This window comes from Ferribacterium limneticum (assembly GCF_020510565.1).
GTDB classification, from domain to species: Bacteria; Pseudomonadota; Gammaproteobacteria; order Burkholderiales; family Rhodocyclaceae; genus Azonexus; species Azonexus limneticus_B.
On sequence record NZ_CP075189.1, the window covers coordinates 4,054,187 to 4,074,429 of the forward strand.

Here is a 20,243-nt window from a genome sequence, read left to right on the forward strand (position 1 = left end):
GCAATGGCTGAATCCGTCACTATCGCCCGCCCTTACGCCGAAGCCCTGTTTCGCGCGGCCAAGGAAAGCGGCAATCTGGCCAAGTGGGCCGAGCAAGCTGCAACGCTCGCCCAGGTGGCCGCCAGTCCCGAAGTCCGTGCGGCTATCGGCGATCCCAATGTGGCGGCCCCGCAACTGGTCGACCTCTTCCGGTCTGCCTGCGGTACGGCGGTAGATGCGGAACTGGCGAACTTCATCCAGCTGCTGTCCAACAACGACCGTCTGGGGCTGTTGCCGGAAATCGCCGGCTTGTACGAAAGCTACAAGCGCGCCGAGGAAGGCACCAAGCAAGCCGAAATCATTTCGGCCTTCCCGATCGATGACAACCAGGTGAAAGCCCTGGTGCCCCAACTCGAAACCGTCTTCAAGACCAGGCTCGAGACCTCAGTGTCGGTTGATCCGACCCTGATTGGTGGCATCAAGGTAATCGTTGGCGACCAGATGCTGGATGCTTCAGTCCGCGGCAAGCTCGACGCCATGGCTACGGCGCTGAACAACTAGGAGAATTTCATGCAGTTGAATCCTTCCGAAATTTCTGAACTGATCAAGAGCAAGATCCAGAACCTGCAGGGCGCATCGGAAGTGCGCACGCAGGGCACCGTAGTTTCCGTCACCGACGGTATCTGCCGCGTGCACGGCCTGCAAGACGTTATGCAGGGCGAAATGCTGGAATTCCCCGGCAACACCTTTGGTATGGCGCTCAACCTTGAGCGTGACTCCGTTGGTGCCGTGGTTCTTGGTGCATACGAACACATTTCCGAAGGCGACATCGTCAAGACGACGGGTCGCATTCTGGAAGTTCCCGTCGGCCGTGAATTGCTTGGCCGCGTGGTCAACTCCCTCGGTCAGCCGATCGACGGCAAAGGCCCGATCAACGCCAAGCTGACTGACAAGCTGGAAAAGGTTGCGCCAGGCGTTATTTGGCGTAAGTCTGTTTCCCAGCCTGTTCAGACCGGTCTGAAGTGTGTGGACTCAATGGTTCCGGTTGGCCGTGGTCAGCGCGAGCTGATCATTGGTGACCGTCAAACCGGCAAGACCGCCGTTGCAGTCGATGCCATCATCAACCAGAAAGACAAGGGTCTGTTCTGCGTTTATGTTGCTATCGGCCAAAAGGCTTCCACCATTGCCAACGTCGTACGCAAGCTCGAAGAGCACGGCGCGATGGCAAACACCATCGTTGTCGCCGCCCCGGCTTCCGAATCCGCTGCGCTGCAGTATCTCGCACCGTATGCTGGCTGCACGATGGGTGAATATTTCCGCGACATCGGCGAAGATGCACTGATCGTTTATGACGACTTGACCAAGCAAGCTTGGGGCTACCGTCAGGTTTCCCTGCTGCTGCGCCGTCCGCCGGGCCGCGAAGCCTATCCGGGCGACGTCTTCTATCTCCACTCCCGTCTGCTGGAACGCGCTGCTCGCGTCTCCGAAGCCTGGGTCGAAAAGGTCAGCAATGGCGAAATCAAGGGCAAGACCGGTTCCCTGACCGCTCTGCCGGTCATCGAAACGCAAGCTGGCGACGTGTCCGCTTTCGTTCCGACCAACGTGATCTCGATTACTGACGGCCAGATCTTCCTTGAAACCGACCTGTTCAACGCCGGTATCCGTCCTGCGATCAATGCCGGTATCTCGGTGTCCCGCGTCGGCGGTGCTGCCCAGACCAAGCTGATCAAGAAGCTCGGCGGCGGTGTCCGTCTGGCCCTGGCTCAGTACCGCGAACTCGCCGCTTTTGCGCAATTTGCTTCCGACCTCGACGAAGCAACCCGCAAGCAGCTGGAACGTGGTCGTCTGGTCACCGAGCTGATGAAGCAAGCCCAGTACTCGCCGATGAGCATCTCCGAAATGGCCGTCACGCTGTACGCAGCTGACAAGGGCTACTTCGATGATGTCGAAGTCAAGCGTGCCCTGGAGTGCGAAAAGGCCATGATTGGTTATCTGAAAGCCAACTGTGCTGACCTCATGAACACGATGGAGTCCACAGCCGACCTGAGCGCCGACTCCGAGAAGCAACTTGCCGCTGGCATCGTTGCTTTCAAGAGCAGCTGGGCCTGATTAGCTAGGAGAATTACATGGCTAGCGGCAAGGAAATTCGCAACAAGATCAAGAGCGTCGAAAACACGCGCAAGATCACCAAGGCCATGGAGATGGTGGCCGCATCCAAAATGCGCAAGGCGCAAGACCGGATGCGGGCTGCCCGTCCCTATGGCGAGAAGATCCGGCGCGTAGCAGGTAACCTGTCTCATGCTCTGACCGAATACCGTCACCCTTTCCTGGTGAATCGTGAACAAGCCGCTGTCGGCATGATTCTGATCACCTCGGACAAAGGGCTGTGTGGCGGTCTGAACTCCAATCTTCTTCGTCTGGCTGTAAGCAAGATGAAGGAGTTCGAGTCCAAGGGCAATAAAATTCAGGCCACCTGCATCGGCAACAAAGGTCTCGGCTTCATGCAGCGCGCTGGCGCGAAAGTTGTCTCGCACGTAACCGGATTGGGCGATACGCCCCATCTGGAAAAGCTCATCGGGGCGGTCAAGGTTCAACTTGATTCCTACATGAAGGGCGAGATCGACGCGTTGTATATCGGCTATACCCGCTTCATCAACACGATGAAGCAGGAGCCGGTGTTCGAACAGCTGCTTCCGCTGTCCAGCACTACAGTCGGTACGGCTTCGCACAAATGGGATTACGTCTACGAACCCGATGCCAAGGCTGTGATCGACGATTTGCTGATCCGTTATGTCGAAGCTTTGATTTATCAGGCCGTCGCTGAAAACATGGCCTCCGAGCAGTCCGCCCGGATGGTTGCCATGAAGTCGGCATCGGACAACGCCAAGACCGTTATCGGCGATTTGAAGCTGGTTTACAACAAGGCCCGTCAGGCTGCGATTACCAAAGAACTTTCGGAAATCGTCAGCGGCGCCGCCGCGGTGTGACGCGTAGATTTTTATTTTTGGGGATTTGAATATGAGTCAAGGTTCAATCGTTCAGTGCATCGGCGCCGTTGTGGACATCCACTTCCCGCGCGACGCGATGCCGAAGGTCTACGACGCCCTCAAGCTGGATGCTTCTGAAGCAAACGGCATGGCAGAAGATGGCCTGACCTTCGAAGTACAACAACAACTCGGTGACGGCGTCGTTCGTACCATCGCCATGGGTTCCTCCGACGGTCTGCGTCGCGGCATGAAAGTGAACAACACCGGCGCCGGTATTTCCGTGCCCGTTGGTATGGGCACCCTCGGTCGCATCATGGACGTGCTTGGTCGTCCGATCGACGAAGCTGGTCCGATCGACTCCAACGAGCTGCGTGAAATTCACGCTGCTGCGCCGAAGTTCGACGAACTGTCTTCCTCCGTCGATCTGCTCGAAACCGGCATCAAGGTTATCGACTTGATCTGCCCGTTCGCCAAGGGCGGCAAGGTCGGCCTGTTCGGCGGCGCCGGCGTCGGCAAGACCGTCAACATGATGGAACTGATTAACAACATCGCCAAACAGCACGCCGGCTTGTCCGTGTTTGCTGGCGTGGGTGAGCGTACCCGTGAAGGTAACGACTTCTACCACGAAATGAAGGACTCCAACGTTCTCGATAAGGTCGCGATGGTGTTCGGTCAGATGAACGAGCCGCCGGGTAACCGTCTGCGCGTCGCGCTGACCGGTCTGACCATGGCCGAGCGTTTCCGTGATGATGGCCGCGACATTCTGTTCTTCGTCGACAACATTTACCGCTACACGCTGGCCGGTACGGAAGTTTCCGCACTGCTCGGCCGTATGCCTTCCGCCGTGGGCTATCAGCCGACGCTGGCTGAAGAAATGGGCCGTCTGCAAGAGCGTATCACCTCGACCAAGGTTGGCTCGATCACCTCCATCCAGGCCGTTTACGTGCCAGCCGATGACTTGACCGACCCGTCCCCGGCTACCACCTTCCTGCACTTGGACTCCACGGTCGTGCTGTCGCGTGACATCGCTTCGCTGGGTATCTACCCAGCCGTCGATCCGCTCGACTCCACCTCCCGCCAGCTCGACCCGCAGGTCGTCGGTGAAGAGCACTACGCCGTTGCCCGTGCCGTGCAGATGAATCTGCAGCGCTACAAGGAACTGCGTGACATCATCGCGATTCTGGGTATGGACGAACTATCACCGGAAGACAAGCTGGCCGTGTCCCGCGCTCGTAAGATTCAGCGTTTCCTGTCCCAGCCATTCCACGTGGCTGAAGTCTTCACCGGCTCGCCGGGCAAGTTCGTCTCTCTCAAGGAAACGATCAAGGGCTTCAAGGGCATTTGCGCTGGCGAGTACGATCATCTGCCGGAACAAGCGTTCTACATGGTGGGCGGTATCGAGGAAGTCCTCGAAAAGGCCAAGACGCTGTAATTACACAACGTCGCATAGGAGTTAGTAATGGCTATGACTGTTCATTGTGATGTTGTCAGTGCTGAAGAATCGATCTTCTCCGGCCTGGTAGAAATAGCAGTGTTTCCCGGCGAAGCCGGGGAACTCGGCATTCTTCCGCGGCACACACCGCTGCTGACTCGCATCAAGCCCGGCACCATTCGTTTGAAGGTGCCGAACCAGAGCGAGTTTGAATTGGTGTATGTTTCCGGCGGCATGCTGGAAGTTCAGCCCGACATGATTACCGTGTTGGCTGATACTGCGATTCGTGCCCATGATCTGGACGAAGCCAAGGCAATGGAAGCCAAGAAGCGTGCCGAAGAGGCTCTCGCCAATCGGAACGCCGAAATGGATTACGCCACGGCTGAAGCCGAACTGGCACAAGCTGTTGCCCAGTTGCAAGCAATCCAGCGCCTGCGCAAGCACACGCACTAATTCCGGAATTCCGGATCAAAAAAGGCAGCCTAGGCTGCCTTTTTTATTTCTATCCGGCGGAAACAATTACAGCCGGGAAATACGCTTTTCCAGTCTCGCCACATCATCCCGCAAACAACTCACGTCCCCTCCAAATACTGTTACCTCGCGATTTGGTGCCAGCATTCCGGACTCCTCAACAGCGTACTCAGAGAAATTCTCGGCAACCCGTCCGACGGCATCCTGAATTGCCGCAGCCAGTGTCTGACCAAGCCGGGCAAGGCGTCGAGCCGGGATGTCGCCGACCAGTTGCGCGAGATCGGCCTCGGCATCCCATCGCAGATTGCGCAACACGAACGCCAGGCTTTCGGCGATATCGGCGGAACCACCAAGTTTCACTGACGAGAACAGCGTGTCGCGCTTGAATAGAAAACGAGCCGGCAAATCCGATGGCAAGGTGATGCTGACATCGGCTTGGAGCGCCTTGTCACCAGGTTGAAACAGGCCTCGCTCGTCGATGCTCAACCGGAGAACAAAAAACCCGGAATCAATCAGTAGCTGTGCGCCGGAGTGCGAAATTAGCCGTGCCTGCGCCCAACTTTCACCTTGAATCAAATGATTCAGGGCGCGAATAGCCAGTGGATTAAGCGCTTCCATTGAATGCAAGCCTAGAACTTGAATCCGCGATGCAGGGCGACGACACCCAGAGCCAGATTGAAATACTCGACTTTTTCGAGGCCGACCTGCTCCATCATGGTTTTCAGTTCCTCCTGCCCGGGGTGGACGCGAATCGACTCCGAGAGGTAGCGATAGCTGTCGGAGTCGTTGGTGACCAATTTGCCAACCTGCGGAATGACCTTGAAGGAATAGAAATCATAAAGCGGCGCTAGCGGCTTCCAGACCTGCGAGAACTCGAGTACCAGCAGGCGGCCACCGGGACGCAGGACACGTCGCATTTCGGCCAGCGCGGCATCCTTGTGCGTCATGTTGCGCAAGCCGAAGGCGACAGTGACGCAATCGAACCAGTCGTCAGGGAAAGGGAGCTTCTCCGCGTCGCACTGCGCCACCGGCAGCATGTATCCCTTGTCAAGCAGGCGATCGCGGCCGCGGGCCAGCATCGCGTTGTTGATGTCGGTCAGCCACACTTGGCCGCTTTTACCGACACGCTTGGCGAAGGCCAGTGACAGGTCGCCGGTGCCACCAGCCACATCGAGTACGCGTGAACCTTCGCGAACGCCACTGCGCTGGATGGTGAAAGCTTTCCAAAGTCGGTGCATACCGCCCGACATCAAATCATTCATCAGGTCGTAGCGACTGGCGACCGAATCGAATACGTCGGCGACCCGCCGGGCCTTCTCCTGCTCGGCGACGGTTTCGTAGCCAAAATGGGTTTTATCGTTGTTCATGATTTCAGTGATGATGGCCGCAGCTTCCGCCAGCCGGACGTGATGAGGTGTCTATATCGCGCGACAGCCCCTGTTTTTCGATTTGCGTCAGGTATTCCTGCCACAACTCGTCATGATGCTTTCCCAGGTTGTAGAGCATGTCCCACGAATAGAGGCCGCTGTCATGACCGTCAGAGAAGACAAGGCGCAGGGCATACGTACCGACGGGTTCGATCCGCTCAATGTCGACATTGCGCTTTCCTGTTTGCAGGGTTTCCTGGCCTGGGCCATGACCGCGCGCCTCGGCTGAGGGCGTATAGACGCGCAGAAATTCGAAATCCAGCGCATAGCTTTCACCTTCGGCGTAGATCAACTCCAGCCGACGGGACTTTTGGTGCAGCTTGATTTCGCTCGGTATCGGGGTGTCTCGATCAATACCAGCCATAGTTTTCTCCAGAATGAGGGCGCTAGTTTAGCGCACTCATCGCCGGGCGATGCCGGGATAGGTCAAATCACCTGATAGCTGATACGGTCATAATCGGTGCCGCGCTGAAGAATATGGTTCATCCGCAGTTGCCAAGGCGTCTCCTCCCCGGAAGAGACATCCAGTATCCGGCTAGCCTGATACATTCCCGGCGGCAGAACAATTGATCCTTCTTCCTTGATCGCCGGCACCGGCGGCAGCAGGAAAGCGCGCACAAAGCGCTCGTTGTTGCCGGCCTTCATCGTTGCAACCCGCACAGCGATACCGGTCGGCATGCCGGGCAGAGTGGCTACACCGACGATCAATCCGCCATCGTCTTCCTGCATCAGCCACGTCGCCTGGACCAGCAGAAAGTGATCGCCGTCGTGCGGACAGACCACCATGAGCTGACCATGCGATATCCGCATCCCGGCGCAACTGCGCCCTAGGCGGAAGCCGTTAGCCGAATGATTAATCACTGACCATTGGTCGATCGGATAGCTGATCAGCGGCTTGATGGCGGGCGTCTGATCTGAATCGACACGCTCGCCGAAGGTGAACAACTGGTCGAATTCTCCGCGCGAGAAGGCAGCGGCCGAATCGGGCTGTTCAAACTCCTTGCCAGTGATGCAAAAGTGGATTGCCTCGAAACCAACCGCGACCCGGGCAATGCCCTCGGTGGAAAAACGGCGAAAACGACGCGGCGAAGCAGACTGCGTCCAGGGCCGGGAAAGGTGGTCGAGCAGGCCGATAACGTGACCACTGGTTTCCTCACCGAGACCAAGCTGCGACGGCGTCATACGTTGACGAAGCTGGCTCAGCATGTGATTGATCTGCAGCCCCAGCCGTGCGGTATCGAGCCGCCGCGTGTCGGCAGATGGCTCGTCGGCAACGGCTGTTGGGTGCAGCGGCGCATCCTTCATGAGTTCGATGACGTAGGCCGGAACCTCGAGGTCATCTTCCAGCTTGTGAATGGAGACCAACGGCGCCCACATGCCGGCCCAGCGCCGGATCAGGTTGAGGTTGCGGACGCTGTTGCTGTAGGGGCTGGCAATGTCGATGAGCAGCAAGGTCGTGTAGGCGGCGGCGCAATGAGTTGCCTGCAGGCTGTTCTCGAGAGCATCCTCGACCGGCGTGTAGGCGATGCCCCATTCCTCGGCAGTTTCGTAGAAACCGTGCAGGTCCAGCCAGATACCGGGCGGCAAATCGCGGCGCGCGCGGTAGTGCTCGAGGATGACCATGCCCGTGTAATACAGACAACGGTGCAGAATGGTGGCCATCATGGAGAGGTATTGCGCACTCTCCGAATCCGGTTCCTCGCGTTGGGCGCACAGTGCATAGGCCTTGCCCATCTTGCGCCAGGCGGTGACTACCTGCTGGAAATAAGACTCTTCTTCGTCTGCCAGCGGCAGCGCCCGGTTGTGATAACGCCTGGCCATTTCCTCTTCGACGAAGCACATCGGCGCCCGCGCCTGTTCGAGCAGGGCGAGCAGTACCCCGGAATCGGGTGGAGCGATGAGCAGCGAGTCAATGAAGCTCATCAGCTGTCGCTCGGCGACAATCGGATTGGCCAACGACAACTGGGAGAGATAGTTCATCCCGCTTTGTATGTCTGAAATTACGGGAACTTCAACGGCGGTCGTGTTCATGATCCCCAGCCTTATTCGATATTTTCCAGCGCTTCGGCCAATGCCTGCGCCAGAACGGCATCACTAACCACAGGCCTTGGCGCCAGGCCCTCCCGCCGGACCCCTCCCCACACCGGTTCGGGAAAATGCCGGTCGTCCTGCCAGCGCGGAATGACGTGCCAATGGACATGCGGAACCATGTTGCCGAAACTGGCCAGATTCATTTTATCCGGAATGAATAATTGGCGAACAACTGATTCGACAGCAAAAACGACGCGCATCAGCATGAGTTGATGATTTGCCGCCATATCGGTCATCTCGCGGACATGATCTTTCCAGATAACGCGGCAAAAACCCGGGTAATGCGGGTCGTCCACCCTGACGACGCGGCAAAGCGCCGACTGCCAGAGAATGGCCCCGCCGGGGTTCATGCACAAATCACAGGACTGAATGTCGTTACCCATGCCATCTCGCTCCGGATATCCACGAAGGATTACACCGAAGTAGAAATATCACAAGCCGCCCCGCAAAAGAACCGGCTATTTCACGGTCAACCGGAAAAAACGGGCAAAAATCAAAGAAGAACCCGTTCAATCCCGCCCGTATTGGCCTTTCCGACGTAATCCGCCATCCAGTTTTCGCCTAGCAGGTGCTTGGCCAGTTCGACCACGATGTAATCTGCCTTGGTCCCGGCATCGTCGTCGTAACGGGAAAGGCCCTGCAGACAGGCCGGGCAGGAAGTCAGAATCTTGACGTCGCCCTTGAAACCGTCGACGCGCAGCTTGGCAGCCCCGCTCTCGATTTCTTCCTGCTTGCGAAACTTGACCTGCGTGGCGACATCCGGCCGGGAATAGGCGAAAGAACCGGCGTCGCCGCAGCAACGGTCGGTCAGCGGCACTTCCTGGCCCATCAGCGCCTTGGTCACGGCGAGAGGGGCGTAGGCCTTCATCGGCGTGTGACAGGGGTCGTGGTACATGTAGCGCGTGCCGCTGACACCTTCGAGCTTTACGCCCTTTTCCATGAGGTACTCGTGGATGTCGAGCAGGCGACAACCGGGGAATATCTTCTCGAACTGGTACTTCTGCAGCTGATCCATGCAGGTGCCGCAGGAAACGATGACCGTCTTGATGTCGAGATAGTTGAGCGTATTGGCGACGCGATGGAAGAGCACGCGGTTGTCCGTCGTGATCTTCTGGCCCTTGTCTTCGTCGCCCGAAGCCGTCTGCGGATAGCCGCAGCACAGGTAACCCGGCGGCAGCACGGTGGTCACACCGACTTCGTAGAGCATCGCCTGCGTCGCCAGACCGACCTGCGAGAACAGGCGCTCGGAACCGCATCCGGGGAAATAGAAGACGGCATCCGATTCCTCGGTCGTCTTGCGCGGATTGCGGATGACCGGGATGACCTTGTCGTCCTCGATATCGAGCAGGGCGCGCGAGGTGCGCTTGGGCAGATTGCCCGGCATCGGGCGATTGAGGAAGTGGATGATCTGCGTCTTGACCGTCGGCGCGCCGACCGTCGCTGGCGGATGTTTGCGGCTATCCTGGACGAAACCAAGCGCCTTGGCCGCCTTGTGGGCGAGGCGCTGGGCCTTGAAGCCGAAGTCCATCATGCCGAAACGCATGAGCTTGATGGTCGCCGGATCTTTGAGGTTGAGGTAAGTCATCGCCGCAAAGGTGCCGGGGCTGAAGCGCTTTTTCTCCTGCTTGCGCAGAAAATTGCGCATGGCGACCGAAACATCACCGAAATCGATGTCGACCGGGCATGGTTTGACGCAGCGATGGCAGACCGTGCAATGGTCGGCGACATCGTTGAATTCGTCGAAATGCTTGAGCGAAATCCCGCGCCGGGTCTGCTCTTCGTAGAGGAAGGCTTCGACCAGCAGCGAGGTCGCCAGAATCTTGTTGCGCGGCGAGTAGAGCAGGTTGGCCCGCGGTACGTGCGTCGAGCAGACCGGCTTGCATTTGCCGCAACGCAGGCAGTCCTTGACCATGTCGGAAATCTTGCCGATTTCAGACTGTTCCATGATCAGCGATTCGGTACCGAGCAGGCTGAACGACGGCGTGTAGGCGTTGCCGAGGTCGCCGCCGGGCATCAGCTTGCCCTTGTTGAAGCGGCCTTCCGGGTCGACCTTCTGCTTGTAGGCGCGGAAGGGGCCGAGTTCTTCTTCGGTCAGGAATTCGAGCTTGGTGATACCGATGCCGTGTTCGCCGGAAATCACGCCATCCAGCCCGCGAGCGATGTGCATGATGCGCTCAACCGCCTTGTTGGCTGTCTGCAGCATTTCGTAATTGTCAGAATTGACCGGCAGGTTGGTATGCACGTTGCCATCGCCGGCGTGCATGTGCAGCGCGACGAAAACGCGGCCGCGCAGCACTTCCTTGTGGATCGCTTCGATGCGCTCAATTATCGGGCGATAGACGCCGCCGTCGAAAATCTTGGCCAGCCGGGCGTGCAGTTCCTGCTTCCACGACGTGCGGACGGAGTAATCCTGCAGGCGGTGGAACAAGGTCGGATTTTCGGCCCGGTTGGTCAGTTCGCCGGCCACCACACCATAAGACGCGAAGCGCGATTCGGCTTCGGCCAGCGGCAGGTCGAGGTTTTCGAGCAGCCATTCCCAGCGCAGACGCACGGCTTCGACGTAATCGATTGCCGCCTGCCGGCGGTCGCCGATCAGCACGTCGGTATCGAGCGTCGTATCGCCGCGATGCAGCGGCAGGTCGCCCTTGAGGAATTCAGAAAGCGCGTCGCACAGCGCCAGCTTGTTCTGCGTCGACAGCTCGATGTTGATGCGCTCGATGCCGTCGCAGTAATCGCCCATGCGCGGCAGCGGGATGACCACGTCCTCGTTGAGCTTGAAGGCATTGGTGTGGCGTGAAATGGCAGCGGTACGCGAACGGTCGAGCCAGAATTTCTTGCGCGTTTCGGCGTTTACCGCGATAAAACCCTCAGCAGCGCGCAGGTTGCACATGCGGACAACTTCCGAGGCGGCAGCCATCACGGCGTTTTCGTCGTGACCGACGAGATCGCCGATCAGGACCATCTTCGGCCGACCGTGGCGCTTGGCCTTGGTGGCGTAGCCGACGGCCTTCACGTAACGTTCGTCAAGGTGCTCCAGACCGGCCAGCTGGACGCCGGCGGCGTGCCCGGCACCGCCCGGCTTGAAGTAATCGGTAATCTCGACGATGGCCGGCACGGCTTCGCGGACCTGGCCGAAGAACTCCAGGCAAACGGTGCGCGAGATCGGCGGCATCTTGTGCAGCACCCAGCGGGCGGCGACGATGATGCCGTCGGTGCCTTCCTTCTGCACACCGGGAATGCCGCCGAGAAACTTGTCGGTGACGTCCTTGCCCAGCCCGATCTTGCGGCAGGCGGCGCCCGGCAAAGTCAGGATTTCTTCGCCGAGCAGCTTCTTTCCACTCGGGTCGAAGCGCTTGAGGCGGAATTCAACGTTTTCCTGTTCGTGAATCTTGCCGAAATTGTGATTGACGCGTTCGACTTCCAGCCAGTTGCCGTCCGGATCGACCATCTTCCACCAGGCCAGATTGTCGAGCGCGGTGCCCCACAGCACGGCCTTTTTGCCGCCAGCGTTCATGGCGATGTTGCCGCCGATGCAGGAAGCGGAGGCCGAAGTCGGATCAACGGCGAAAACGCGGCCAGCCAGCGAAGCGGCTTCGGAAACGCGGTCGGTCACGACGCCGGCGCCGGTGCGGATGGTAGCGTAGGGCGTTTCATGGCCGGCCAGCACCAGTTCTTCAACCGGGCCGATGTCGATCAACTTTTCAGTGTTGATGACCGCCGCGTAAGGCGTCAGCGGCACGGCGCCGCCGGTGTAGCCGGTGCCGCCGCCACGGGCGATGATGGTCAGGCCGGCTTCGATACAGCCGCGGACGAGGTGGCCGATTTCCTCTTCAGTGTCCGGATTGAGGACGACGAAGGGATATTCGACGCGCCAGTCAGTTGCGTCAGTGACGTGCGAGACGCGGGCCAGGCCGTCGAAAGCAATGTTGTCCTTGCGCGTGTGCTTGCTCAGGATGCGCGTGACCTTGCGGCGCAAATCCCAGGTTTCGCCAAAACGTTCGGCAAAGCGGTTGACCGCGATGCGCGCCGCGTCGACCAGACGCTTGACCTTGGCCGCCCGTTCGACGTCCTCGCCTTCGGTCGCTTCGCGCCGCTTTTCGACCTCGTTGAGCCGGTGGTGCAGGGCGTTGACCAGCGCATCGCGACGCTCGCGATTGTCAAGCAGGTCGTCTTCGAGATACGGGTTGCGCTGCACGACCCAGATGTCGCCCAGCACCTCGTAGAGCATGCGGGCCGAACGGCCGGTGACGCGCTCGGAACGGAGCTCGTCGAGCACCGCCCAATTGTCGGCGCCAAGCAGGCGGATGACGATCTCGCGATCGGAAAACGAAGTGTAGTTGTAAGGTATTTCGCGCAAGCGAGCAGTCATGAGGCGACCAGAATCAATAGCGTTAAAGGTGGAATTTTAGCGTACCGGAGGGGTACGCAACGAGCACGGGTACCTTCCGACAGAAATTAGCCCCAAATGTTCTACTTATATTGATGAGGGGAGTAAAATATTACAAAAGTTATAGGTATTCTAAATGCATCGGCGACACATCCTCAGATGGCTAGGCATTTTGCCCTTCATGCAGTACGCCACTGCAGAAGGGGTGGAGTCCCGTCCGCTGCGTCTGGGCATCATGCCCTTCAATTCGACGCTGGCCCTGTTCAAGACCCATCAGCCCTTGCGCCAGTATCTGCAGAACGAGTTGGGGCGACCCATCGAGCTTTTCACCGCCGCCGACTACTTCACCTTTCTGAATAGCTCGCTGGCCGGCGAATACGACCTCCTGATCACCGGCCCGCATTTCGGCGTGATGTGCCTGCAGTCCTATGAAGCGATGGTTCGCTACAAGGCCGTGCTCCAGCCGGTCTTCGTCGTTCGTCCGAATTCCGGCATCCGTTCGCTCGACGACCTGCGAGGCAAGCGCATCGGCCTCTCCAGCCGTCTTTCGATTTCCTCGATTGGCGGGGTCAAATGGTTGCTCGACCACGGCATGCAGATGGGCCGCGATTACCAACTGTTCGAACGCGCCACCCATGGCGCCGCTGTCGCCGCCGTGGCTGTCGGCGAGCTGGATGCCGCCCTGACGACGCACACGCCGCTGCATCAGGTGCCGGAAGATGTCAGGGCCAAAGTCAGCATCCTGCCCATCGACGTCAGCGTCCCGCATTTGATGACGCTCGGCCACCATCGACTGGGCAAGGCCGAACTCAAGCGGATACGTTCCGCCCTGCTCAAATTCGGGAGCACTGCGCCGGGCCAGGCCTTCTTCCGCGACACTGGCTATGAGAACTACGCGGCAATCACGCCCGAAGACATCGAGTCGCTCGCCCCCTATGTCACGCTGACCAAAGCGCTGCTTGGACACCCAACCTGATGTTCAACATCCGGCGCTCGCTACGGGCCAAGTTGCTGCTGGCCAGCGTCATCATCGAGGCGCTGATGCTGGCGCTGTTGGTCAGCAACAGCGTACGCCTGATCGAACACCATCTTTCCCAACAGCTCGATGCCCGCGTCCAGGCTGTCGAGTTGGCCTACAAGACGGCCGTTGCCGTACCGCTGGCCTCCAAGGACTACGCCACCTTGCGCGACATTCTCGACGGCTGGCGCAAGGCTTCCGACATCACCTACCTGGCAGTCACCGATCCCGATGGCCGCATTCTCGCCTCGTCCGGATGGCCGCCCGGCGACGCCTTGCCGCTGATCAACCGGAGCGAGGGGCAGATCCGCCACGTCCGTTTTCCCGTCGACTACCTTGGCCAGATCTACGGTCACATCCATTACGGCATGTCCACCGCCTTCATGGACAAGGCTTCGGCCGAACTGCTCTGGCAAAGCGGCCTGATCGCGCTGGCCGAAATTGTCCTGTCGCTCGTCTTGCTGTCGATCATCGGCTACCTGCTGACCCGGCATCTGGTCACCCTGGCCGAGGCCAGCATCAGCGTGGCCAATGGGCATTACGAAGAGCGCATGGCGATTTCCGGTGAGGACGAGGTGGCGGTTCTCGCGCAGAATTTCAACACGATGACCGACGCAGTCAAAGCGCGCATTGCTGACCTCTCGTATCAAGCCAACCATGACTCGCTGACCGGCCTGTTCAATCGACGCGCCTTCGAAACGCATCTTGAAGCCGTCCTCAAGGCCGAAGACCTGACGGAAGATCCGGCGACCCTGCTTTACCTCGATCTCGACCAATTCAAGGTCGTCAACGACACCTGCGGCCACGCCGCCGGCGACGAACTTCTGATCAGCCTGACACTGATGATCGAAGAGCGCTTTCCCTACGGTTTTCTGGCCCGACTGGGCGGGGACGAATTCGGCATTGTCATGCGCAACAGCAGCCCGCAGGAAACCATACGCCGCGCCACCCAGTTGATCGCCGAAATCTGTGCCTTTCCCTTCTCGTGGGACAGTCGCAGCTTCCGCCTCGGCGCGTCGATTGGCGTCGTGCGTTCAGGCCCCGACATGACGAGCGTGACCGATCTGCTGATCGCCGCCGACACCGCCTGTTATGCCGCCAAGGAAAGAGGGCGCAACCGCGTCGAGATCTACACCCCGACCGACGAGTGGTATCGCCAGCGCAGCGAAGACTTCCGGACCATGCCGCAACTGACGAAAGCCATCGCGGAAGGCCGCTTCATGCTCTTCCACCAGCGTCAGGAACCGCTAAAGCCTGGGCTGCCGGTCACCGCCGAAGTGCTGCTGCGGCTTTCAGACCAACTCGGCAAGATCAATTCGCCCAGCCGCTTTATCGCAACCGCCGAGCGCTACAACCTGATGCCCTACATTGATCGCTGGGTAGTGGAGAATGTCTGCCGTTACATGAGCGACTGGCAAAAGAGCGGCAAGCCGTTTCCGTTCCGCCACCTTTCCGTCAATGTCTCGGGCGCCAGTCTGGGCCTCAACGACTTCCCGGCCTTCGTCCGCCAGCAGATCGAGCAGCATGGCATCGACCCCGCCATGCTCTGCTTCGAGATTACCGAAAGCTGCGCCGTCGCCAACCTCGACCAGGCGCTCGAATTCATCGAGCAGATGCACGCCATTGGCGCCACGCTGGCGCTCGACGACTTTGGCAGCGGGCTCTCCTCATTCGCCTACCTCAAGCGGTTCAAGGTCGATTTCCTGAAAATTGACGGCATGTTCGTCAAGAATATCGACCAGGATCCTTGCGACCACGCCGTCGTCGAAGCCATCGTGCAACTGGCGCGCGCCCATGACCTGATCACCGTCGCCGAATATGTCTGCAACGGTACGGTCGACCGCATCGTTCAGGAAATTGGGGTGGATTACGCCCAGGGCTTCGTCCGCCACGTGCCGGAACCGCTGCCTAAAGTACCCAACCCCTGAGCAGCAGGCCGCACACTGCACAAACCAGGATTACCTTGGCCCGGTAACGAAACAGCGCGATGCCGGCCGGGCCGGGCCGCCGAAGCGGATGAAACCAAGCTTGAGCCAGAAGCGGAATGCTTCCCAGAAAGGGATAACGGTGGGCATCAGGAACTCACGGCCGTCTGGGCGACCAGCCAATAGCGCGCGAGCTTGCCGATGGCCATGAACAGACAGCAGGGCAGCCAGTGCAAACGCAGCCAGCCGGCGGCAAGACACAGCGCGTCGCCGATCATCGGTGCCCAGGCGAGCAGCAGAGCCGGGCTGCCCCAGCGTTCGAGCTTGTCGCGCTGCGGCAGGTTTTCGAATTTCTGCCAGCGCGGCAGATAGCGGCCGCACCACCAGGAAGTCATGCCGCCGGCCGTGTTGCCCAGCGTGGCGAGGGCCAGCGCCGGTCCGTATTCAGCCGGATGCTGGCGCAAAAAGCCCCACAGCAACGCCTCGGAACCACCGGGCAGCACCGTCGCCGAGAGAAAACTGGCCGCCAGCAGGCCCCAGAGGCCGCTTTCCGCCGTGACGTTTAGCCACTCCACCCGTAGAATCTCCCTTTTGCCTTAATGAGTTGCGCCCAATGCACCCGGATTATCTCGAAAAAGTTCTCAACGCACAGGTTTATGACGTGGCCGTCGAAACGCCACTCGACTTGGCCAGCAACCTTTCCGCCCGGGTCGGCAACAAGATCATTCTCAAGCGTGAAGACATGCAGCCGGTGTTTTCCTTCAAACTGCGCGGCGCCTACAACAAGATCGCCAGCCTCTCGGCCGAAAAACTCAAGCGCGGCGTCATCTGCGCCTCGGCCGGCAATCATGCCCAGGGCGTGGCGCTGTCGGCCAAAAAACTCGGTTGCCGGGCGGTCATCGTCATGCCGACCTCGACGCCGGGCATCAAGATCGATGCCGTCCGCTCGCGTGGCGGCGAAGTGGTGCTGCATGGCGATTCCTTCGACGAAGCCTACGCCCACGCCGTCGAACTCGAAAAAACCGAGAAGCTGACCTTCGTGCACCCCTTCGACGATCCCGAAGTGATCGCCGGGCAGGGCACCGTCGCCATGGAAATCCTCCGTCAGCACTCGCGCCACAATGGCCCGATCACCGCTGTCTTCTGCGCCATCGGCGGCGGCGGGCTCGCGGCCGGGGTCGCAGCCTACATCAAGCGCCTGCGTCCGGAAATCAAGGTCATCGGCGTTGAAACCTTCGACGCCGACGCGATGAAGCAGTCGCTGGCCGCCGGCAAGCGCGTTCGCCTCGATCAGGTTGGCTTGTTCGCCGACGGCACCGCCGTCAAGCTGGTTGGCGAGGAAACCTTCCGCCTGTGCAAGGAATACCTCGATGAGGTCATCCTCGTCGACACCGACGCCATCTGCGCCGCCATCAAGGACGTTTTCGAGGACACCCGTTCGATTCTCGAACCGGCCGGTGCGCTGGCCGTCGCCGGCGCTAAGGAATACGCCCGCCAGCACAAGCTCAAGGACAAGAACCTGATCGCCGTGACTTCCGGCGCCAACATGAATTTCGATCGCCTGCGCTTCGTCGCCGAGCGCGCCGAGTTCGGCGAGCAGCGTGAAGCGGTCTTCGCCGTAACGCTGCCCGAGAAGCCGGGCGCCTACAAAAAATTCCTGGCCCTGATTGGCAAACGCAACGTCACCGAATTCAACTACCGCTACCACACCGCCAGCGAAGCCCATGTCTTCGTCGGCGTGCAGGTCAGCGAGCGCAAGGAATCGCTCAAACTCGTCGACAGCCTGCAGAAGCACGGCTACCCGACGCTCGACCTGACTGACGACGAAATGGCCAAGAACCATATCCGTCACATGGTCGGCGGCCACGCCCCGGCGGTCTGCGAAAAGGGCATGCACGAACTGCTCTACCGCTTCGAATTCCCCGAAAAACCGGGCGCGTTGATGAATTTCCTGACCCAGATGAGCGCCGGCTGGAACATCAGCCTCTTCCACTACCGCAACCACGGCGCCGACTACGGCCGCGTGCTGGTCGGCATGCAGGTGCCGCCGGGCGACATGGGGAAATTCAAGGAATTCCTGCAGAAGCTCGGCTACGCGCACTGGGACGAGAGCCAGAATCCGGCTTATAAGCTGTTTTTGGGCTGATGAATTCGATCCGGTTGACTGCCACGGTCAACCGGAAAAAACGGCCAAAATCGGAATCCCGGCTGCCAGCCCCTCAAGCGAACCAGGCTTGAACAACCCACAAGGCCGCCATGCCGGCCGCAATCGTTGCCAGTACGCTGCCCGTCATCCGGGCGACCAGTAGCGCGATCAACGCCGCCCACAGACGCGGGTTATCCGGCGTCGCATTCAGGCTGCCGCCGACCATGAAAATTTCCGGTGCGATCAGGGCGCCCAGAATCGCTGGCGGGACGTAGCGCAGCACGGCCGAAAGGCGCGGATCGTCCGGCAAGTGGCGGCCGAAGGCGATGAACGACAGGCGGATCAGGAAGGTGACCAGCCCGCAGGCCGCCATGGTCAGCAACAGCGCTGTCGTGCTCATGGCTTTTTCCCGTCGAAGCGCGCCATGAGCAGCCCAACCGCGACGCCCACGCCAGCCGCCACCAGCATGCCCGACTTGTGCGGCAAGGCCAGTGCCGGCAGGACGACGGCCGCTGCGACAATCGCAGCCCACGCATCGCTACGCTTATTTACGGAAAGCACGAGCAGGGCGATGAAGGTCAGCGCAATCGAAAAATCCAGCGACCAGCTCTCGGGAATCGCCGTCCCGAGCAGCACCCCGGCCAGCGTGGAAAGCTGCCAGCCAGCCCACAGCGTGAAGCCGGTACCGAGCAGAAAGAAATGCCGATGCGCCGTCGCCGGACCGTCGCGCAGGCGGCCGATCGCCGCAGCAAACGCCTCGTCAGTCAGCAGGTAGGCCAGCAACAACCTCCAGCGCCACGGCAGGTCGCGCAAATATTCAGCCACCGCCGCGCTGTACAGCAGGTGGCGCAGATTGACCACGCCGACCGTCGCCACCATCACCGGCGGCGGCGTTGCTCCGCCCCACAACTGGGCGAAGACCACCTGCGACGAGCCGGCAAAAATCAGCGACGAGCTCAATACCACCGCCCATCCCGGCAACCCCGCCGCCAGCCCGAGCACTCCAAAAATCAGCCCGAACGGCACGACGCCAAGCAGCAATGGCAACTCGGCACGAACGCCGCCAAGAAATTCGGCGCGGGGAGAATGGTCAAACATCGGGTCAGGCAGAGAAATCGGCAAAGCCGCCATCCTAATCCATCGCAACCAAGGCGCTCATTCGGGCTGAAATTCAGGAAACTGATTGTGCGAGGAAAAGCCCATGCCAACCCGGTCAGCCATTTCAATTTTGGCTAGTTTTTCCGGTTGACCGTGGCAAACCCACCTTTTAACCTCAAATTTACCCCATAGCTGAAAAATTTATTGGGTAATTAATCTCAACCACGCTACACTTACCCAACAATATTTGTATTTATTGGGTAAGCCATGAAAACCCCGGCGCTCTATCGCCAGAACCAGCCCGCTTTCCGCCAGCAATACGCTGCACTTAGAGAGCAGTCGCTCACCGCCGGCGCCTTGCTGCCCGGCACTCCGGGCACCTTGCAACTACGCCGAGGCACCGGCTACGCCTACTGGTACCGGGTCTATTATCCGGTGCCCGGCAAGCAGGCCGAAACGCTGGTCGGGCGCGAAGGTGATAGCACCGCCGAAAACGCCATGCGGACGCAGATGGGCTTCGCCGAATCAACCGCCCGCCAGGTCGGCATGCTGCGCAAACTCGGCTTTCAAGTCGCCGACAAGGCCACCGCCCGCGCCCTGGTCGAACTGCACAACCTCGGCGCCTTCGAAGCCGGGCTGCTGCTCGCCGGCCGGCTCGCCTGCATGGCCTGGCTCAACGAGCTCGGCGCCCGCGTTCGCCTGCCGGCGGGTAGCGCGGCTACGGCCCGCCTCGACCTGCTCGCGCCAGCCAACTTCTTCAGCCTAGCCGTCGCCGCCAAGCTGCCGCTGGTCGCCGGCAGCGAGTCATCCACGCCGTCAGCCTGCCACGCCGCAATTGCGCTTCCCGGTCTCAGCCCCATTCCGGCCGGCCTCCTCGTCGGCGATCACGCCAACACCTCCGATTCAGCCCTGGCCTGGCTGGCCACGACCATCCCCGATCACGACTACCTGACTGCCGCCCCCGTGCCCGGCGTGCTGCTCGCCGGCGGCCATTGCATCCCCGTCCGCCTGCCGCAGGCGGCCCGGCTCGTCTGGCACCAACTCGGCACCAGCCAAGACAGCGAACGCCGCCTGGCGCTCAGCCTCGCCGCCGCCCTGCTCGCGCAAGACCCCTGGGCCATGCTCACCGCCTGGGAAGCCGCACCGTCTGCCATCACCGAGCCCATTCGCCCGCAGCGCGACATACTGCTGAGCAGCGCCGCCGCTCACCCGGATTTGCAGGATCTGCTCGCCGACTGCCTGAGCGGCCCATCGCCCTGAGATTCCCCCCCACCAGGTCGCG

At 60.2% G+C, this 20,243-nt stretch carries 18 protein-coding genes; 9 read left to right on the forward strand and 9 right to left on the reverse strand.

Going from position 1 to position 20,243, the window contains the following annotated elements; translation table 11 throughout:
- The first annotated feature begins 3 nt into the window (after positions 1-3).
- Genes KI610_RS19505 through KI610_RS19525 form a run of 5 tightly spaced genes read left to right on the forward strand, consistent with a single transcriptional unit; the run spans position 4 to position 4,851 of the window.
- Positions 4-540, forward strand: a complete 537-nt coding sequence (locus KI610_RS19505; RefSeq protein WP_226496594.1) for a F0F1 ATP synthase subunit delta — start codon at positions 4-6, stop codon at positions 538-540.
- Between the two features lie 9 nt (positions 541-549).
- Complete coding sequence (gene atpA, locus KI610_RS19510) at positions 550-2,088, forward strand: F0F1 ATP synthase subunit alpha (RefSeq protein ID WP_226496595.1); 1,539 nt, start codon at positions 550-552, stop codon at positions 2,086-2,088.
- 17 nt (positions 2,089-2,105) lie between these two features.
- The gene (gene atpG / locus KI610_RS19515) at positions 2,106-2,966 is read left to right on the forward strand and encodes a F0F1 ATP synthase subunit gamma (protein WP_226496596.1); all 861 of its coding nucleotides are present in this window, start codon (positions 2,106-2,108) and stop codon (positions 2,964-2,966) included.
- Between the two features lie 31 nt (positions 2,967-2,997).
- Positions 2,998-4,398 carry a F0F1 ATP synthase subunit beta gene (atpD, locus tag KI610_RS19520; RefSeq protein ID WP_226496597.1) on the forward strand — a complete coding sequence of 467 codons (1,401 nt, stop codon included), beginning with the start codon at positions 2,998-3,000 and terminating at the stop codon, positions 4,396-4,398.
- 27 nt (positions 4,399-4,425) lie between these two features.
- Entirely contained in the window at positions 4,426-4,851 is a 426-nt protein-coding gene (locus KI610_RS19525; protein ID WP_226496598.1) for a F0F1 ATP synthase subunit epsilon, read from the forward strand.
- A gap of 66 nt (positions 4,852-4,917) precedes the next feature.
- Here the strand turns inward: KI610_RS19525 and KI610_RS19530 are convergent, their stop codons facing one another.
- From KI610_RS19530 to KI610_RS19555, 6 genes are all read right to left on the reverse strand, one after another.
- Positions 4,918-5,487, reverse strand: a complete 570-nt coding sequence (locus KI610_RS19530) for a ubiquinone biosynthesis accessory factor UbiJ (protein WP_226496599.1) — start codon at positions 5,485-5,487, stop codon at positions 4,918-4,920.
- An 11-nt stretch (positions 5,488-5,498) separates the two neighbouring features.
- Entirely contained in the window at positions 5,499-6,236 is a 738-nt protein-coding gene (gene ubiE, locus KI610_RS19535) for a bifunctional demethylmenaquinone methyltransferase/2-methoxy-6-polyprenyl-1,4-benzoquinol methylase UbiE (protein WP_319004197.1), read from the reverse strand.
- A gap of 4 nt (positions 6,237-6,240) precedes the next feature.
- Entirely contained in the window at positions 6,241-6,660 is a 420-nt protein-coding gene (locus KI610_RS19540) for a gamma-butyrobetaine hydroxylase-like domain-containing protein (RefSeq protein WP_226496600.1), read from the reverse strand.
- Positions 6,661-6,722: 62 nt separating this feature from the next.
- A complete protein-coding gene (locus tag KI610_RS19545; RefSeq protein WP_226496601.1) occupies positions 6,723-8,276 on the reverse strand; it encodes a hypothetical protein in 1,554 nt (517 codons plus the stop codon).
- Positions 8,277-8,338: 62 nt separating this feature from the next.
- Positions 8,339-8,770 carry an HIT family protein gene (locus KI610_RS19550; protein ID WP_226496602.1) on the reverse strand — a complete coding sequence of 144 codons (432 nt, stop codon included), beginning with the start codon at positions 8,768-8,770 and terminating at the stop codon, positions 8,339-8,341.
- Positions 8,771-8,880: 110 nt separating this feature from the next.
- Positions 8,881-12,756, reverse strand: a complete 3,876-nt coding sequence (locus KI610_RS19555) for a DUF3683 domain-containing protein (RefSeq protein ID WP_226496603.1) — start codon at positions 12,754-12,756, stop codon at positions 8,881-8,883.
- 199 nt (positions 12,757-12,955) lie between these two features.
- Here KI610_RS19555 and KI610_RS19560 point away from each other — a divergent pair, with 199 nt between their 5' ends.
- Together KI610_RS19560 and KI610_RS19565 are read left to right on the forward strand one after the other, a co-directional pair.
- On the forward strand, positions 12,956-13,750 hold the full coding sequence (locus tag KI610_RS19560; protein WP_226496604.1) for a PhnD/SsuA/transferrin family substrate-binding protein: 795 nt from the start codon (positions 12,956-12,958) through the stop codon (positions 13,748-13,750).
- Entirely contained in the window at positions 13,750-15,720 is a 1,971-nt protein-coding gene (locus KI610_RS19565; protein ID WP_226496605.1) for a putative bifunctional diguanylate cyclase/phosphodiesterase, read from the forward strand. Before KI610_RS19560 ends, KI610_RS19565 begins: the two co-directional genes overlap by 1 nt.
- A 146-nt stretch (positions 15,721-15,866) precedes the next feature.
- Here KI610_RS19565 and KI610_RS19570 read toward each other — a convergent pair whose 3' ends face one another.
- Positions 15,867-16,292, reverse strand: coding sequence for a YqaA family protein (locus tag KI610_RS19570; protein ID WP_226496606.1), 426 nt, complete (start codon positions 16,290-16,292; stop codon positions 15,867-15,869).
- A gap of 38 nt (positions 16,293-16,330) precedes the next feature.
- On the opposite strand from KI610_RS19570, the gene ilvA reads away from it, so the two are divergent.
- The gene (gene ilvA, locus KI610_RS19575) at positions 16,331-17,863 is read left to right on the forward strand and encodes a threonine ammonia-lyase, biosynthetic (protein WP_226496607.1); all 1,533 of its coding nucleotides are present in this window, start codon (positions 16,331-16,333) and stop codon (positions 17,861-17,863) included.
- 73 nt (positions 17,864-17,936) lie between these two features.
- Here the strand turns inward: ilvA and KI610_RS19580 are convergent, their stop codons facing one another.
- Both KI610_RS19580 and KI610_RS19585 read right to left on the reverse strand, forming a co-directional pair.
- Complete coding sequence (locus tag KI610_RS19580) at positions 17,937-18,263, reverse strand: AzlD domain-containing protein (RefSeq protein ID WP_226496608.1); 327 nt, start codon at positions 18,261-18,263, stop codon at positions 17,937-17,939.
- Positions 18,260-18,961, reverse strand: a complete 702-nt coding sequence (locus KI610_RS19585) for an AzlC family ABC transporter permease (protein ID WP_226496609.1) — start codon at positions 18,959-18,961, stop codon at positions 18,260-18,262. The genes KI610_RS19580 and KI610_RS19585 overlap by 4 nt, the downstream gene beginning before the upstream one ends.
- A gap of 267 nt (positions 18,962-19,228) precedes the next feature.
- Between KI610_RS19585 and KI610_RS19590 the strand changes: the two genes are divergently transcribed.
- On the forward strand, positions 19,229-20,221 hold the full coding sequence (locus KI610_RS19590; protein ID WP_226496610.1) for a nucleotidyltransferase family protein: 993 nt from the start codon (positions 19,229-19,231) through the stop codon (positions 20,219-20,221).
- Positions 20,222-20,243: the final 22 nt, after the last annotated feature.

Bases quoted from the DNA above. Each gene is read 5' to 3' on its own strand.
- atpA (WP_226496595.1), top strand. From the start codon at position 550: ATGCAGTTGAATCCTTCCGAAATTTCTGAACTGATCAAGAGCAAGATC.
- ilvA (WP_226496607.1), top strand. From the start codon at position 16,331: ATGCACCCGGATTATCTCGAAAAAGTTCTCAACGCACAGGTTTATGAC.
- atpD (WP_226496597.1), top strand. From the start codon at position 2,998: ATGAGTCAAGGTTCAATCGTTCAGTGCATCGGCGCCGTTGTGGACATC.
- ubiE (WP_319004197.1), bottom strand. From the start codon at position 6,236: ATGAACAACGATAAAACCCATTTTGGCTACGAAACCGTCGCCGAGCAG.
- KI610_RS19555 (WP_226496603.1), bottom strand. From the start codon at position 12,756: ATGACTGCTCGCTTGCGCGAAATACCTTACAACTACACTTCGTTTTCC.
- KI610_RS19585 (WP_226496609.1), bottom strand. From the start codon at position 18,961: ATGTTTGACCATTCTCCCCGCGCCGAATTTCTTGGCGGCGTTCGTGCC.
- KI610_RS19580 (WP_226496608.1), bottom strand. From the start codon at position 18,263: ATGAGCACGACAGCGCTGTTGCTGACCATGGCGGCCTGCGGGCTGGTC.
- KI610_RS19530 (WP_226496599.1), bottom strand. From the start codon at position 5,487: ATGGAAGCGCTTAATCCACTGGCTATTCGCGCCCTGAATCATTTGATT.
- atpG (WP_226496596.1), top strand. From the start codon at position 2,106: ATGGCTAGCGGCAAGGAAATTCGCAACAAGATCAAGAGCGTCGAAAAC.
- KI610_RS19560 (WP_226496604.1), top strand. From the start codon at position 12,956: ATGCAGTACGCCACTGCAGAAGGGGTGGAGTCCCGTCCGCTGCGTCTG.
- KI610_RS19565 (WP_226496605.1), top strand. From the start codon at position 13,750: ATGTTCAACATCCGGCGCTCGCTACGGGCCAAGTTGCTGCTGGCCAGC.
- KI610_RS19545 (WP_226496601.1), bottom strand. From the start codon at position 8,276: ATGAACTATCTCTCCCAGTTGTCGTTGGCCAATCCGATTGTCGCCGAG.
- KI610_RS19540 (WP_226496600.1), bottom strand. From the start codon at position 6,660: ATGGCTGGTATTGATCGAGACACCCCGATACCGAGCGAAATCAAGCTG.
- KI610_RS19525 (WP_226496598.1), top strand. From the start codon at position 4,426: ATGGCTATGACTGTTCATTGTGATGTTGTCAGTGCTGAAGAATCGATC.
- KI610_RS19590 (WP_226496610.1), top strand. From the start codon at position 19,229: ATGAAAACCCCGGCGCTCTATCGCCAGAACCAGCCCGCTTTCCGCCAG.
- KI610_RS19550 (WP_226496602.1), bottom strand. From the start codon at position 8,770: ATGGGTAACGACATTCAGTCCTGTGATTTGTGCATGAACCCCGGCGGG.
- KI610_RS19505 (WP_226496594.1), top strand. From the start codon at position 4: ATGGCTGAATCCGTCACTATCGCCCGCCCTTACGCCGAAGCCCTGTTT.